This is a genomic window from Pseudomonas donghuensis, assembly GCF_000259195.1.
Classification (GTDB): Bacteria; Pseudomonadota; Gammaproteobacteria; order Pseudomonadales; family Pseudomonadaceae; genus Aquipseudomonas; species Aquipseudomonas donghuensis.
This window is the reverse complement of record NZ_JH650767.1, coordinates 67,202-81,703: the sequence shown is the minus strand read 5'-3', so window position 1 is coordinate 81,703 and position 14,502 is coordinate 67,202. Positions and strand designations below refer to the sequence as shown.

At 61.3% G+C, this 14,502-nt stretch carries 13 protein-coding genes and 1 pseudogene; 11 read left to right on the top strand and 3 right to left on the bottom strand.

Annotated features, from left to right (window positions below; translation table 11 throughout):
• The first annotated feature begins 93 nt into the window (after nt 1–93).
• The 3 genes from der (at nt 94) to UW3_RS0115620 (ending at nt 3,656) form a co-directional block, all read left to right on the top strand.
• Nucleotides 94–1,557, top strand: coding sequence for a ribosome biogenesis GTPase Der (der, locus tag UW3_RS0115630; RefSeq protein WP_010223449.1), 1,464 nt, complete (start codon nt 94–96; stop codon nt 1,555–1,557).
• A gap of 171 nt (nt 1,558–1,728) precedes the next feature.
• Nucleotides 1,729–2,877 (top strand): pyridoxal phosphate-dependent aminotransferase, encoded by a 1,149-nt coding sequence (locus tag UW3_RS0115625; RefSeq protein WP_010223448.1) that lies wholly within the window; start codon nt 1,729–1,731, stop codon nt 2,875–2,877.
• Complete coding sequence (locus tag UW3_RS0115620; protein ID WP_010223447.1) at nt 2,865–3,656, top strand: amidohydrolase; 792 nt, start codon at nt 2,865–2,867, stop codon at nt 3,654–3,656. Before UW3_RS0115625 ends, UW3_RS0115620 begins: the two co-directional genes overlap by 13 nt.
• A 75-nt stretch (nt 3,657–3,731) precedes the next feature.
• Here the strand turns inward: UW3_RS0115620 and UW3_RS0115615 are convergent, their stop codons facing one another.
• Nucleotides 3,732–6,287, bottom strand: a complete 2,556-nt coding sequence (locus UW3_RS0115615) for a PepSY domain-containing protein (RefSeq protein ID WP_026001343.1) — start codon at nt 6,285–6,287, stop codon at nt 3,732–3,734.
• 229 nt (nt 6,288–6,516) lie between these two features.
• On the opposite strand from UW3_RS0115615, the gene UW3_RS0115610 reads away from it, so the two are divergent.
• The 4 genes from UW3_RS0115610 to UW3_RS27875 all read left to right on the top strand — a co-directional run bounded on the left by UW3_RS0115610 (nt 6,517) and on the right by UW3_RS27875 (nt 9,277).
• Nucleotides 6,517–7,197 carry a Fe2+-dependent dioxygenase gene (locus tag UW3_RS0115610; RefSeq protein ID WP_010223445.1) on the top strand — a complete coding sequence of 227 codons (681 nt, stop codon included), beginning with the start codon at nt 6,517–6,519 and terminating at the stop codon, nt 7,195–7,197.
• A 3-nt stretch (nt 7,198–7,200) separates the two neighbouring features.
• The gene (locus tag UW3_RS0115605; protein WP_010223444.1) at nt 7,201–7,959 is read left to right on the top strand and encodes a tetratricopeptide repeat protein; all 759 of its coding nucleotides are present in this window, start codon (nt 7,201–7,203) and stop codon (nt 7,957–7,959) included.
• A 104-nt stretch (nt 7,960–8,063) separates the two neighbouring features.
• Nucleotides 8,064–8,552 carry a hypothetical protein gene (locus tag UW3_RS27880; protein ID WP_010223443.1) on the top strand — a complete coding sequence of 163 codons (489 nt, stop codon included), beginning with the start codon at nt 8,064–8,066 and terminating at the stop codon, nt 8,550–8,552.
• Between the two features lie 230 nt (nt 8,553–8,782).
• A complete protein-coding gene (locus UW3_RS27875; RefSeq protein WP_010223442.1) occupies nt 8,783–9,277 on the top strand; it encodes a hypothetical protein in 495 nt (164 codons plus the stop codon).
• A 56-nt stretch (nt 9,278–9,333) separates the two neighbouring features.
• Here the strand turns inward: UW3_RS27875 and UW3_RS30110 are convergent.
• Nucleotides 9,334–9,476, bottom strand: a pseudogene (locus tag UW3_RS30110) (type III PLP-dependent enzyme); the annotation flags it as partial.
• 108 nt (nt 9,477–9,584) lie between these two features.
• On the opposite strand from UW3_RS30110, the gene UW3_RS28730 reads away from it, so the two are divergent.
• Nucleotides 9,585–10,139, top strand: coding sequence for a hypothetical protein (locus UW3_RS28730; protein ID WP_145959265.1), 555 nt, complete (start codon nt 9,585–9,587; stop codon nt 10,137–10,139).
• A gap of 48 nt (nt 10,140–10,187) precedes the next feature.
• Here the strand turns inward: UW3_RS28730 and UW3_RS0115580 are convergent, their stop codons facing one another.
• Complete coding sequence (locus tag UW3_RS0115580; protein WP_010223440.1) at nt 10,188–11,351, bottom strand: type III PLP-dependent enzyme; 1,164 nt, start codon at nt 11,349–11,351, stop codon at nt 10,188–10,190.
• A gap of 648 nt (nt 11,352–11,999) precedes the next feature.
• Between UW3_RS0115580 and UW3_RS0115575 the strand changes: the two genes are divergently transcribed.
• The 3 genes from UW3_RS0115575 to UW3_RS29655 form a co-directional block, all read left to right on the top strand.
• Nucleotides 12,000–12,488 carry a sigma-70 family RNA polymerase sigma factor gene (locus UW3_RS0115575; protein WP_010223439.1) on the top strand — a complete coding sequence of 163 codons (489 nt, stop codon included), beginning with the start codon at nt 12,000–12,002 and terminating at the stop codon, nt 12,486–12,488.
• A gap of 17 nt (nt 12,489–12,505) precedes the next feature.
• Nucleotides 12,506–13,480 (top strand): FecR family protein, encoded by a 975-nt coding sequence (locus UW3_RS0115570; RefSeq protein ID WP_010223438.1) that lies wholly within the window; start codon nt 12,506–12,508, stop codon nt 13,478–13,480.
• Between the two features lie 108 nt (nt 13,481–13,588).
• On the top strand, nt 13,589–14,502 hold a 914-nt coding region (locus tag UW3_RS29655; protein WP_010223437.1), incomplete at its 3' end, for a TonB-dependent receptor.

The following is a 14,502-nucleotide window of genomic DNA, read 5'->3' as shown; positions in this document are numbered from 1 at the left end:
CCTCGGGCTGCGGCACTTCGGGTGCCGCTCGAACTCCGGCCGCTGCAGTGCAGCGGCCTTTGTATTTTCTGAATTTACGCAGTGGAGAGCCGAATGGTTCCCGTAATCGCCCTGGTGGGCCGACCGAACGTCGGTAAATCCACCATGTTCAACCGCCTGACCAGGACCCGCGACGCTATCGTCGGCGACCTGTCCGGGCTGACCCGAGACCGCCAGTACGGTGAAGCGCGCTGGCAAGGCCGTTCGTACATCCTGGTCGACACCGGTGGTATTTCCGGTGACGAGCAAGGCATGGACGAAAAAATGGCCGAGCAGTCGCTGCTGGCCATCGAAGAAGCCGATGTGGTCTTGTTCCTGGTTGATGCCCGTGCCGGCCTGACCGCCGCCGACCAGATGATTTCCGAGCACCTGCGCAAGCGCAACAAACGCTCGTTCCTGGTCGCCAACAAGATCGACAACATCGATCCGCTGGCGGCCATCGCCGAGTTCTCGCCGCTGGGCATGGGTAACGCCATTGGTGTCGCCGGCGCCCAGGGCCGTGGCGTCAACAACCTGCTGGAAGCCGTGCTCAGCGACTTCCCGCGCGACAAGGACGAGGAAGAGATCGACACCGACGTCGCCGAAGGCGAGGAAGCGGTGCGCATTCCTGGCCCGAGCGAAAAAGACGGGATCAAGATCGCCATTATCGGCCGGCCCAACGTCGGCAAGTCGACCCTGGTCAACCGCATGCTTGGTGAAGAGCGGGTCATCGTCTATGACCAGCCCGGCACCACCCGCGACAGTATCTACATTCCCTTCGAGCGCAACGAAGAGAAGTACACCCTGATCGACACCGCCGGGGTGCGCAAGCGCGGCAAGATCCACGAAGAAGTCGAGAAGTTCTCCGTGGTCAAGACCCTGCAGGCGATCAAGGACGCCAACGTGGTGATCTTCGTCATGGACGCCCGCGAAGGCGTGGTCGACCATGACCTGAACCTGCTGGGCTTTGCCCTGGAAGCCGGTCGCGCCATCGTCATCGCCCTGAACAAGTGGGACGGCATGCAGCCGAGCGAGCGCGACTACGTGAAGACCGAGCTGGAACGCCGGCTGTTCTTCGTCGACTTCGCCGACATCCACTTCATCTCGGCGCTGCACGGCACCGGCGTGGGCAACCTGTACCAGTCGGTACAGAACTCGTTCAAGTCGGCGGTCACCCGCTGGCCGACCAGCCGCCTGACCCAGATCCTCGAAGACGCAGTCAGCGAGCATCAGCCGCCGATGGTCAACAGCCGCCGGATCAAGCTGCGCTATGCCCACCTCGGTGGCGCCAACCCGCCGATCATCGTGATCCACGGCAACCAGGTCGAGAAGGTACCCAAGTCTTACTCGCGCTACCTGGAAAACACCTACCGCCGCGTACTCAAGCTGGTCGGTACGCCGATCCGTATCGAGTACAAGGGCAGTGACAACCCGTACGAAGGCAACAAGAACACCTTGACCGACCGCCAGGTCAACAAGAAGCGTCGCTTGATGTCGCACCACAAGAAAGCCGAGAAGAAGCGTAAAGACAAACGCTAACAAGGCTTGAGGGCCTCTTCGCTGGCAAGCCCGCTCCCACTCTGTGGGAGCAGGCTTGACCCGCGATTGGCCTGCGACTGTTACAACCTTTTTCCTGACCGATCAATCCGCTATGCTCGGTCCCAGACCGCGCCGCCTCGAGCCGGATAGTGCTGCAGGAAAGAGGGCTCCATGATCAGTAGCAAGTTGCCGAACGTCGGCACGACCATCTTTACCACCATGTCCCAGCTCGCCGCGCAAACCGGCGCCTTGAACCTGTCCCAGGGTTTTCCCGATTTCAACGGCCCGCAAGCACTGCTCGATGCGGTAGGCCGGCATGTCAGTGCCGGACACAACCAGTACAGCCCCATGACCGGCTTGCCGGCATTGCGCCAGCAGGTGGCGAACAAGATCGCCCGCAGCTATGGCGTCAGCGTCGATGCCGAGCATGAAGTCACCATCACTCCCGGTGCCACCGAAGCGATCTTCTGTGCCATTCAGGCGGTGATTCGCACAGGCGACGAGGTCATCGTCTTCGACCCCAGTTACGACAGCTATGAGCCCTCGGTAGAGCTGGCCGGTGGCCGTTGCGTGCATGTGCAACTCACTGACGGCGAGTTCGCCATCGACTGGCAGAAACTCACCGACGCGCTCAGCCCGCGCACGCGGATGATCATCCTCAATTCGCCGCACAACCCCAGCGGCGCGTTGATCAGCCGCGACGACCTGGACAAGCTGGCGCTGCTGATCGCCGAGCGCGATATCTACCTGATCAGCGACGAAGTCTACGAGCACCTGGTGTTCGACGGCGTGCAGCACGCCAGTGTGTTGGCCCATGAGGCGCTGTACCCGCGCGCTTTCGTGGTCAGCTCGTTCGGCAAGACCTATCACGTCACTGGCTGGAAAACCGGCTATGTGGTGGCGCCGCCAGCCCTCAGCGCCGAGCTGCGCAAGGTCCACCAGTACGTCAACTTCTGCGGCGTGACGCCGCTGCAATGGGCGCTGGCCGATTTCATGGCGGCGCACCCGGAACATGTCGAAGAACTGCCGGCCTTCTACCAGGCCAAGCGCGACCTGTTCTGCGATCTGTTGGGCAGCTCGCGCTTGGAGTTCAGGCGCAGCGCTGGCACTTACTTCCAGCTGGTGGATTATTCGCAGATTCGCCCGGACCTGAACGACGTCGACATGTCGCTGTGGCTGACCCGTGAGCATGGCGTGGCGACCATTCCGGTGTCGGTGTTCTACCAGCACCCTATTCCCGAGCAGCGCCTGGTGCGCCTGTGCTTTGCCAAACGCGAGGAGACGCTGCGTCAGGCAGCGGAAAAACTATGCGCGATCTGAGTAGCCTGCCGAACCTGAACATCGCGTTGGTGCAGACCAGCCTGGCCTGGCAGGACCGCCTGGCCAACTACGAACATTTCGAAACCCTGCTGGAGCAGGCCCGTGGCGCCGACCTGATCATTCTCCCGGAGATGTTCACCACTGGTTTTTCCATGGACTCCGAAAGCCTGGCCGAGCCCGAGAACGGGCCGACCTACAAATGGCTCAAGAGCCAGGCCAAAAAGTTCGATGCCGTGGTTACCGGCAGCGTGATCATCCAGGCCGCCGACGGTAGCCACCGCAATCGCCTGCTGTGGGCGCGGCCCGATGGCGAGATCCTGTTCTACGACAAGCGCCACCTGTTCCGCATGGCCGGTGAGCACAAGCACTACACCCCAGGCGAACGCCAGGTGCAGTTCGAGATCAAGGGCTGGCGGGTCCGGCCGTTGATCTGCTACGACCTGCGGTTCCCGGTATGGAGCCGCGATGCCCAGGACACCGACCTGCTGCTGTACACCGCCAACTGGCCGGCCGCCCGTCGCCAGCACTGGAACCGCCTGTTGCCGGCGCGGGGCATCGAGAACCTCTGCTACGTGGCGGCGGTGAACCGCGTGGGTACCGACGGCAAGGGCTTTGCCTACACCGGCGACAGCCAGGTACTGGACTTCCAGGGAGAGAGCCTGCTGAGTGCAGGGGAGGCTGACGGGGTGTTTACCGTCGTGCTCAGCGCGGCGGACCTTGCGGCCTACCGCGCGCGGTTTCCGGCCAATCTGGATGCCGATACCTTCGATCTGCATTGATCGCAATCGCTGGCAAGCCCGCTCCCATACCAGACCTGTGGGAGCGGGCTTGACCCGCGATGGGGCCCTCAAGGCTTAGTACACATCCCGCCGATAGCGCCCCAGCTCGATCAGCCGTTCAACCTCGGCAGCCCCCAGCACCTCGTTGAGCACCTCATCGACGCCACTGGCCATGCCCTGCAAACTGCCGCAGATGTAGATCGACGCGCCCTGATCCAGCCAGCGCCGCAGCTCTGGCGCCTGTTCGCGCAAGCGGTCCTGCACGTAGACCTTGTGGCTCTGATCGCGAGAAAAGGCCAGGTCCAGCCGCGCCAGATCAGCGCTGCGCTGCCAGCCCTGCAGCTCATCCCCGCAGAGAAAGTCATACGCCTGGTTGCGTTCGCCGAACAGCAGCCAGTTGCGCTGCTCGCCGGCCACGATGCGGCCCTTGAGCAGGCTGCGCAGCCCGGCCAGCCCGGTACCGTTGCCGATCAGGATCATTGGCGTTGCCGGTGCCGGCAGGTGGAAACCGCTGTTGCGGCGCAGGCGCAGGCTGACGCTGTTATCCACAGCCAGGTGCTCGGTCAGCCAGCCCGAACCCAGGCCCAGGCTGCCGTCAGGGTGGCGTTCCTGGCGTACGATCAGCTCTAGCACGCCGTCACTGGCGATCGAAGCAATCGAGTATTCCCGAGCAGCCAGCGGGATCAGCGCATCGACCAGGGCCTGGGCGTGCAGGCCGACCAGGTGCTCGCGGCTTTTCGGCAACTGGCGGCTGGCCAGGGCCTGCAGCAGGCTCTCCTGCAGGCCTTCGACCTGCACGCAAGTTTCGCCATCAAGCCCCAGGCCCTTGAGGAACAGCTCAAGGCTCCGGGTATTGTTGCGGGGGAGGATCTCCACCAGGTCTCCAGCTTCCCACTGCGCGGGTTGCTCAGGCGTGAGGCCGAGCAGATAGACCGCCGAGCCCTGGCTGCCCGGATTGATCAATTCTCGACTGACAAGGGTCCAGTTGCCGAACTCGGGTGCTTGCCAGGCAGCAGGCGGCGTGCTTGCGGTGATTTTCGCAAGTTCTTGCTGCCAGTGCTGCAAGGCCGCCGGGTCAGCGCTGTCGACTTCTACCGGGGTGAAGGCGCTAGTGGCACCGCGCTCGCCCAGCCAGGCCTGCAGGCGCCGGGCAAAGCCGCAGAAATGCGGGTACTGGCGGTCGCCCAGGGCGAGCAGGGCATAGTTCAGATTACCCAGGGCCCAGGGCTGTCCAAGCACTTTACGTTCAAAGCCGCGGGCGCTGTCGGGAGCTTCGCCGTCACCGAAGGTGCTGACCACGAACAGCGCTTGCCGGGCCTGGTTCAAGTCCTGCTCGGTCAGCTCGGCCAGGGGCCGGACCTGTACCGCGACGCCGGCAGCCTGCAGTTGCCCTGCGCTTTGCCAGGCCAGTTGCTCGGCAAAGCCGCTCTGGCTGGCAAAGCCTACCAGCCAGCCGCCGTCTTGCCCGTTCGCAGGCGCGAGATTGCCTCGTGCAGCGCGAACCTGGCGCTTTTTACGCCGGCGGTCCAGGTACAACAGCCAGCCGGTGACGAAGAACAGCGGCATGCTCAAACTGGCGATAGTCACCAGAATCCGCCCGGTCAGGCCAAAGTAGCTGCCCACGTGCAGGGCATAGACGCTGGCCAATAGCTGTGCCTTGAACGACTTGTCGGCGTAGCGCTCGTTGGTCTTCACCTGGCCGCTGGCCGGGTCGATGCTCAGGGTGTTGAGCGCGCGTTCGTGTTCGGCGCCTTCAAGCAGGTAGAAGATCGTTGCCGGTTGCCCGCCGGCTGGCGGCAGGCGCAGGTTGTAGCTGGTCATGTCGGGGCCGGCAGCGGCCTGCAGGCTGGCCCAGACGGCGTCGTAGTCGACCACCAGCGGCTTGGCGTCCTTGCCCAGGGCACCACCCGGGCGCCCGCCGCGGCCTTCGCCGCGCTTGTGTTGCTGACCAGCAGCCGGGCTGTCGGCGAGCAGCTTGTTCAGGCCTTCGCGGTACCACTCGTAGCTCCAGAACAGGCCGGTGAGGGCAAACAGCAGATAGAACAGCAAGCACCAGGTACCGGCCACGGCGTGCAGGTCCCAGTTGAAGGCGCGGCCTTTTTTCGCCCAGTCCAGGGTCAGCCAGGTCCGCCAGTTCAGTGCCTTGCGCGGCCAGCGCAGGTAGAGGCCCGAGAGGCAGAAAAAAATCAGCATCAGGGTACAGGCGCCCGTGATCTGTCGGCCGCTATCACCCATGGCCAGGAAGCGGTGCAACTGCAGCATCAGGTCGAAAAAGCCCTGACCGGCTACCTCGCCCTGCAGCTTGCCGGTGTACGGGTCGGCATAGCGCAACACGCCCCGACGCTCGCCGGGAGGAGGGGTGAAGAAAACCCGCGCGGCCCTGTCGCTACGCGGCTGGACCCAGAGCATGGCGACCTTGTCGCCTTGCTCGGTCTCGATCCTGCGCACCAGCTCAGGCATCGGCAGTACGCCTTGCTGACGTACCTCGACGGTAAGTACCTCGGGGTTGAACAGTTCCAGCAGCTCATCCTGGAACGACCAGATGGCACCGGTAATGCCCATCAGCGCCAGCACCAGGCCGGCAGTAATGCCGAAGAACCAGTGCAGTTGAAACAGGGATTTCTTCACCACATCAATCACCTTGTCGTGTCGCAAATGCGAATGCGACGCGCATTATGCCTTGATACACAAAAGCCCAGCTCACCTAAATGAACGGGGCTTGCTGCACGCACCAATCTGAAGTGGACGTTCGCACTCAGGCCATGTTCGATCCTGATAGTGCCCCTTCGGCCGAAAGAGCTTGTAGAGAGTCAATGGGAATCAATACCATTGGCATCCTTTCACCTTCAGGTGCTGTGCCATGCTGCTACCTATTTCCGGCCTGTTTTCCACCGAGGAGGTTCAGCGTATTCGTGAGGCGCTGGAACAAACCGAATGGGCCGACGGCAAGATCACCGCGGGTTACCAGTCGGCCAAGGCCAAGCACAACCTGCAGTTGCCCGAAGGCCACCCGCTGGCCAAGGAAATTGGCACGGCGCTGATCGAACGCTTGTGGCAGCATCCGCAATTCATGTCGGCGGCCTTGCCGCACAAGGTGTTCCCGCCGCTGATCAATTGCTATCGAGAGGGCGGCAGCTTCGGTTTTCACATCGACAACGCCTTGCGCCACCCCCGGGGCAGCCACGAGCGGGTGCGTACGGACCTGTCCTCGACGCTGTTCCTGAGCAACCCCGAGGACTACGACGGCGGTGAGCTGGTGATCCAGGACACCTATGGCGTGCAGCAGGTGAAGCTGGCAGCGGGCGACCTGGTGTTGTACCCGGGCACCAGCCTGCACAAGGTCAACCCGGTGACCCGTGGGGCGCGTTATGCGGCGTTTTTCTGGACCCAGAGCCTGGTGCGCGAAGACAGCCAGCGTGCGTTGCTGTACGAGATGGACCAGGCCATCCAGCAGCTGGGCGCCGATGTGCCTGATCACCCGGCGCTGATCCAGCTGACCGGCACCTACCACAACCTGTTGCGCCGCTGGGTCGAGGTCTGAGCCATGACTTTCGCCTTGCGCAACCGCCAGGAACTGGACTGCGCACAGTTCGCCCAGATGCTCGAACACAGCCCGGGCAAAGCTGCCCAGGCATTGCTGGCCGCCGCGGGGCAGGACATCGTCGAGGCGCAGGTGCTGCTTGGACAGATCCTTCTCGACGGGCGTGGCATCGAGAAAGACCCGGCCCTGGCCCGGCGCTGGTTTGCCATCGCCGCCAAGCGTGGCAGTGCCATGGCGCACAACATGCTCGGGCGTTGCCTGGAGCATGGCTGGGGAGGGGCGCCAGATGTCTCGACTGCAGCCACGGCCTATCGCCGGGCTGCTGAAATGGGGCTGGACTGGGGCTTGTACAACTACGCCAACCTGCTGGGTACCGGTCGTGGGGTGGTTCAGAACCATCCCTTGGCATTGCGCTGCTATCGACAAGCCGCCCATATGGGCCATGCCAAGTCGATGAACCTGTATGGCCGTTACCTGGAGCAGGGGCTGGCCTGTGAAAGCGACGTCGGCATGGCTCTCGACTGGTATCGCCGTTCAGCCGAGGCGGGGGATTTTCGCGGGCAGTTCAGCTATGCCACGGTGCTGATGGAGCGCAATCAGTTCGATGACGCAATGCTCTGGTTTGACAAAGCCCTGCAGGGCGGCAATCAGAATTTCCTGCTCAGTAGCGTATCCACCTTGCAGCAGGTCCAGCGCTCGCGCCTGCTGCCTGTCCTGCGTGCCTATGAGCAGCGTCTGGCGCTCATGCAGTTTCACCGTTAGACGGGAAGTCTTCGATGAGTTTCCAGGGAATCAATGCAGTCTGCCCTGCTTGTGACGGAACGCCCAAGATCGAGTACCTGGCCTAAATCTAAAAGGACTTTAGAATGGTTGATCACGTTGATAAATCGTTTATCGCGACCCTGTACTCAACAAAATCCGGCCGTTCAGGTCAGATTGGCATCAGTGCACAGCGTACCGAGTTTGATTTTGCAGAAAGTGGCTGGCTACAGATTGTTGGGCATGGGCAGCGGGTACGGCCGATCAACTTTCGTTTTCAGTTCGTTGAAGATCAAGGTGACCGGATTCATTACGACATTACCTGTGCATCCAAGGTTGACGGTTACCTGGGGAAGACGCTGGGAAGAAGTAGTGGCGGCTATCTCGGGTTATACGGAAAAAACGAAATTACCTTCTTCTGGAAAGTTCAGCCGCTCGCAGAGTGGTACGGTGGCAGTGAACGCCACTTCATCCTGCGTGACTACGAGGGCCACGAGGTAAAGGACTACTACAGTCATCGGGACGGCGACAGGTTTTTAAATGCTTATGAAGGTAAGCCACTGAGCTTCGCGGTCAGGGTCAAGGCGCTCCTGTAAGCGTTGCTTAATATACTGATAACCCCAGCCGTGCGTGAATGATAGATGCGCAAAGCTTGGCGGTGGTGATGCCCCAGGTTTTGCATTACGGCGCAAATCGACACCGCGCGGACTTGATGAACGAAGGTTTCCCCTTGAGGAAAGCCTGCGTGGTGGGGCTAGGCACTGGGCAGGGATAAGGTGGGCGGAGGTCGTTTCCGTTGACCGTCTACCCAGGCCAGGAGGCCATTATGAAAGACCCTCGAAAGCACTCATTCCATGCGTATCTGAACAGCACGACCCCCGGACATCAAGGGCAGGTCGGCATCTCGCGCACCAGCCGAAGCATCATTGTCGACCTTGCCACTAGCGGCTGGTTGCAGGTGATCACCGCCAGGAACAGGCGCGATGTCAGCGGTGCGAGATTTCGCTTCGACTACCTGGAGACGCGAGGTGATCGAATTCACTACCGCATCAGTTGCGATTCGAACGTGGAAAACTACTACGGTCGCAAGTTGGGCGTCAGCCGTAATGGCTACATCGGATTGTATGAAAACGATGCCTCGCCATTCTGGAAACTCGAGACCATCGGTGATTGGGACGGCAGCAATCGGCTGCAGTTCTATTTGCGTGACCATAGAGGCCATCTGGCGGGAAACTACGAGTCCTTCAATGGCGACAAGTTTCTCAATGTCGATGAGGGGAGCCGCTTGAGCATGGTCGCCACTGACATCTATCTGCTCTGACATTTGCTCTTGTGCCATTGATGAGGGCGGCGCTTGTCGCCGCCCTCGCTCAGGTACTACCGGTCATAGGCTTTCAATGGCGCGAAGCCGTTGAACTCCACCGCGCTGTAGCGGGTGGTGTAGGCACCGGTCGACAGCCAGTACAGGCGGTCACCGATCGCGGCAGGCGGTACTTACAGTGCTCGTACATGCTGTCGGCCATCTGCAGCAGGCAAGCGGGGAAAGTGTGCAAGCTGATAGCGAGCGAGAGGTTGACCTAACGTCGACTGGGCTGCCTATCTCGGCAATGCAGAAAGAGCACTCGATCATGACGACTTACTTGCAGCATCTGTCTTTTCTCGCCTCAATAGCATGTACCTCGCCCGGTTATCGGGGGCGCGTCGAAGCGAGTGAACTCAAACCTGTCCGTCCCGGTGGAAATCCTTTCCAACCAGGCGAAGTGTTGCCCAATCAAACAGGTTGGGTGACGGCTACTGATTTTCCGTTATCACCGCAGCCGTTCTGGTTCGGCTGTTTTCGCCATGCCGATGGAAGCCTGGGATACGAAATCAGACGATGGGCTCGCCATGAGGCTTATCACAACTATCGCCTGGACCTGAGTCAGAATAGCTATGTCGGACTGTATGCGCCCGGTAGCGAACCGCTTGCCCATTGGTGGATGGGCGACGTCCAATTCAACGGGTTTACTGTAGAGCCCGGACTCCACTCACGTATGCACCTGTTGGCAAATCGCAAAAAACCTTTGCGCGCACACACCCGGCGACAGGTGCGCGATCACTGGTACTGCTTTTTGAATGCCGAAAACGGAGACGTGCTTGAATTCACACTGGATATTCAATCCGTTGGCGAAGAGCGTCGTTGACGCTCAAGGGTTGCGATGGCGACAGGAGGTGTCGCCATCGCGGTTAGATTACAAGTAGTAGGCCTTCAACGGCGGGAAGCCGTTGAATTCCACCGCGCTGTAGCTGGTGGTGTAGGCACCGGTCGACAGCCAGTACAGGCGGTCACCGATTGCCAGGTTCAGCGGCAGGCCGTACTTGTAGTGCTCGTACATGATGTCGGCGCTGTCGCAGGTGGGGCCTGCGATCACCACTTCTTCCATCTCGCCTTTCTTCTCGGTCCAGATCGGGAACTTGATGGACTCGTCCATGGTTTCGATCAGGCCGGAGAACTTGCCCACGTCGGTGTACACCCAGCGCTCGACAGCGGTACGCGATTTACGCGCCACCAGCACCACTTCACTGACCAGGATGCCGGCGTTGGCAATCAGCGAACGGCCTGGCTCGAGGATGATTTCCGGCAGGTCGTCGCCGAAGTCTTCCTTGAGGAAGCGAATGATCTCTTCAGCGTAGGTTTCCAGGCTGTTGGTACGGGTGATGTAGTTGGCCGGGAAGCCGCCACCCATGTTGATCAGCTTGAGTTCGATGCCGTCTTCTTCTTTCAGGCGCTCGAAGATCACTTTCACTTTGGCGATGGCTGCGTCCCAGACGCTGATGTCGCGCTGCTGCGAGCCGACGTGGAACGACACGCCGTATGGCACCAGGCCCAGGTCGCGGGCGAGGATAAGCAGGTCCATGGCCATGTCGGTCTGGCAGCCGAACTTGCGCGACAGTGGCCAGTCGGCGGTGGTCGAGCCTTCGGTGAGGATGCGCACGTAGACTTTCGAGCCCGGGGCGGCCTTAGCGATATTGCGCAGGTCGGCTTCGGAGTCGGTGGCGTACAGGCGCACGCCCTTCTCGTAGAAGTAGCGAATGTCCTTGGATTTCTTGATGGTGTTGCCGTAGCTGATGCGATCGGCGCTGACGCCGCGGCCCATCACCTTGTCCAGCTCGTAGATCGAGGCGATGTCGAAGCTCGAGCCCTTTTCCTTGAGCAGGTCGATGATCTCCACGGCCGGGTTGGCCTTGACCGCGTAGTAGACCTTGGCGAATTCGAAACCGGTGCGCAGGTCGTCATAGGCCTGGCTGATCATCTGCGTGTCGATGAGCACGAACGGGGTTTCTTGCTTGTCGGCGAACGCCTTCATTTTCTGGAAGGTATCGCGCGCGAAGTAGTCTTCGACCTGAATCGACATGCTTAGGGACTCCATGGGCAAACTGAAAAAATAAGTGGCTGCAACTGAACGTCCTCCGTATCCCCACTTTGGTTCGCCTACTTCCCAAGGCATGTCGCCGAAAGCAAAAAGGTCATCCGTGCGTGATAAAGCGAGCTACGGGTGACCTTGCTGTCTCGTCGTCAGTACTTGAGCCGGATGGATCGTTTCCAGCATGGACGTTCGGCGCGAACTTTAGGACCTGAGGGGCTTGAGATCAACAAAAAATGTCGCGTTTTTGCACACGTCCGTCGCCCCGGGGCGGCCAGCCACTTTGTTACCGACCCAGGTAAACAGTAGATGTTCAATTTGATGACAAAAGCGTTAAAAATACCGGTATACGCCTGGATCTCCCGTAGAACACGCAAATGGATGCAATGGTCGAAGTTGGTGGCGAAAGTGCGGTAAATATCGGTCATTTGGGGGCGCAACGACGCTCAAGCGCAGCATGCGTTTAATCGGTGGCCGTTCATATTTTTTTCCGCCCTGACAGCTGGTCGTCGACACACTTTTTCGTCGATTTTTTTCCCGCCGGGCGCTTCGTCGGCAGCAGCGATCTTCGATTGCCGGTCTTAATAAGAAACATTACTATTCGCGCCACTCCTCCTCGCCTGCGAAGACCTGTGCATCGTGTCGCGACACAAAGGCTTTCTCGACCACTACCATGAGCTGATCGGTACCTGGACGCGCAAACTGCGCAGTCGTCAGCAGGCCGAGGACCTGGCACACGACGCATTTGTGCGGGTACTGGAAAACGACCGGGCCGGAGTCGAGCAACCGCGGGCCTACCTGCACCAGACCGCGCGCAACATTGCGGTGGACGGCTACCGCCGCGAAGACCGCCGCCAGGCCCTTGAGCAGGACACGTTCGAAGCGGGCGGCAGTGCCAGCGGTGATCCGGAGGCATATATGCATGCACTGGAGCTGGCCGACAGTGTCGAACGTGCCCTGGCCGAGTTGCCCCTCAACTGCCGGCGGGTGTTCATCTGGCAGAAGCTCGAAGGCCTGACCCAGGCGGAGATCGCCGAGCGCATGGGCTTGACCAAGAACATGGTCGAAAAGTATATGATCCGCACGCTCCGGCATCTGCGTGAGCACCTGGATGTGTCGACGAGATGAGTCAGGCGAATGTTTTCATGAATCAGGACGCGTGCCGTTGCGGCAGCGAGCGCGTGCGCGAGCAGGCGGCCCAATGGTTTGCCCGCAGCCGTGATGGCGCGCTGGCGCCGGCGCAACAGGACGAACTGCAGCGCTGGCTGGCCGAGCACCGGCAGCATCAATACGAGTTCGATCTGCTTGGCACGCTCTGGGGCGCTGCCGGGCACGTGCCGCGCGCGCATCTTGAGGCCCTTTGCCAGGCCGATCCGGTCAGCCGGTTGCCACGTCGGCGTTTTGTCCGCCAGGCGCTGGCGGCTGGTATCGCGACCCTGGCGCTGGGCTTGAGCTGGTTTGGCTGGCAAGAGCATCAGCTCAATTACCAGGAGCAATTGCAGACGGCCCTTGGCGAGCGGCGCCAGCTGAACTTGCCCGACGGTTCGCAGCTTGAAGTCAACGGCCGAACGCAGTTGGCGGTGCAGTTCAGCGCCGGTCAGCGGTATATCCAGTTGCTCAAGGGCGAGGTGATGTTCAGCGTCGCCCACGACAGCGAGCGGCCATTCGTGGTCAGCACCGGCAACGGCACAGTGACGGTGACCGGCACCCGCTTCGATGTGCGCCAGGACCCGGAGCAAACCCGTGTGACGGTCGAAAACGGCTCGGTGCGGGTCGAAGGCCGCGATGCCTCCAGGGCTCTGCTGACCGCCGGGCTCGGTTCGCATATCGATGCCCAAGGCCAGGTGGCGGCGCCCTACGCGGTAGATGCCGCAGCAGTGACCGCGTGGCGCAAGGGCAAGCTGGTGTTCAACGATGCGCCGCTCAGCGAGGTGGTCAAGGACGTCTCGCGCTACCGTGAGCAGCCCCTGCGTGTCGCCCCAGGCAGTGTTGCCGCGCTACGCCTGAGCAGCACCTTCAATGCCAACGATACCGACGCCTTGCTGCGGGCGCTGCCGAGCATCCTGCCGGTGGCGATCAAGACCCATGCCGATGGCTCCAGCGAAATAATCGCAAAATAGATTCAGGTTTTTTTCCAGTTGTTCGTCTTCCTGTCCAACTGCAACTGCCAAGCATTTCCATTTGCATGGCATTGACATCTATGTGGACCCTCAGGACCTCTCGACGACGTGAACAACAACAAGTTTTCCCCGCGTTCTAGCCGCTGGTTGCCTCTGGCCCTGGCCCTGGCTGTCAGTGGCGGTGTTGCCAGCAGCTATGCTGCAGCGGCACCGGCCAGCATCCAGATCCAGGCTCAACCCCTGGCTTGGGCCTTGAGCCAGTTGGGCCAGCAGACTTCGCTGCAGCTGTTCTTCAGCCCCGAACTGGTGGCCGGTAAACAGGCACCGGCAGTGTCCGGCAACCTGCAGCCGGAAGAAGCGCTGCAAGCCTTGCTTGAGGGCAGCGGCCTGACCTATGAAATCTCCCAGGGCACCGTCGTCCTGCACCCGCTGCAGACTGCCGGGACCTTGACCACCGGCAGCCTGGAGCTGGCGCCCACCGACGTCAAGGTGGTCGGTGACTGGCTCGGCAGTGCCGAAGAAACCGTGGTCCAAAACCATCCCGGCGCCCGTACCGTGGTGCGCCGCGAAGCAATGATCGAGCAGGGCGCGCTGAACGTTCGCGATGTACTGCGCGGCGTGCCGGGTGTCCAGGTGCAGGACTCCAATGGCACTGGCGGCAGTGATATCGCCTTGAACGTCGGCGTGCGCGGTCTGACCTCGCGTCTGTCGCCACGCTCCACGGTGTTGATCGACGGCATCCCGGCGGCGTTTGCGCCCTACGGCCAACCACAACTGTCGATGGCACCGATCTCTTCCGGCAACCTCGACAGCATCGACGTGGTGCGTGGTGCCGGCTCCGTGCGCTATGGCCCGCAGAACGTCGGCGGGGTGATCAACTTCGTCACCCGGGCGATCCCCGAGAAAGCCACCGGCGAGCTGTCCACGACGATGGAAACTTCCCGCCATGGTGGCTGGAAGCATATCGAATCGGCTTTCCTCGGCGGCACCGCCGACAATGGCCTGGGGGCAGCCTTGCTGTA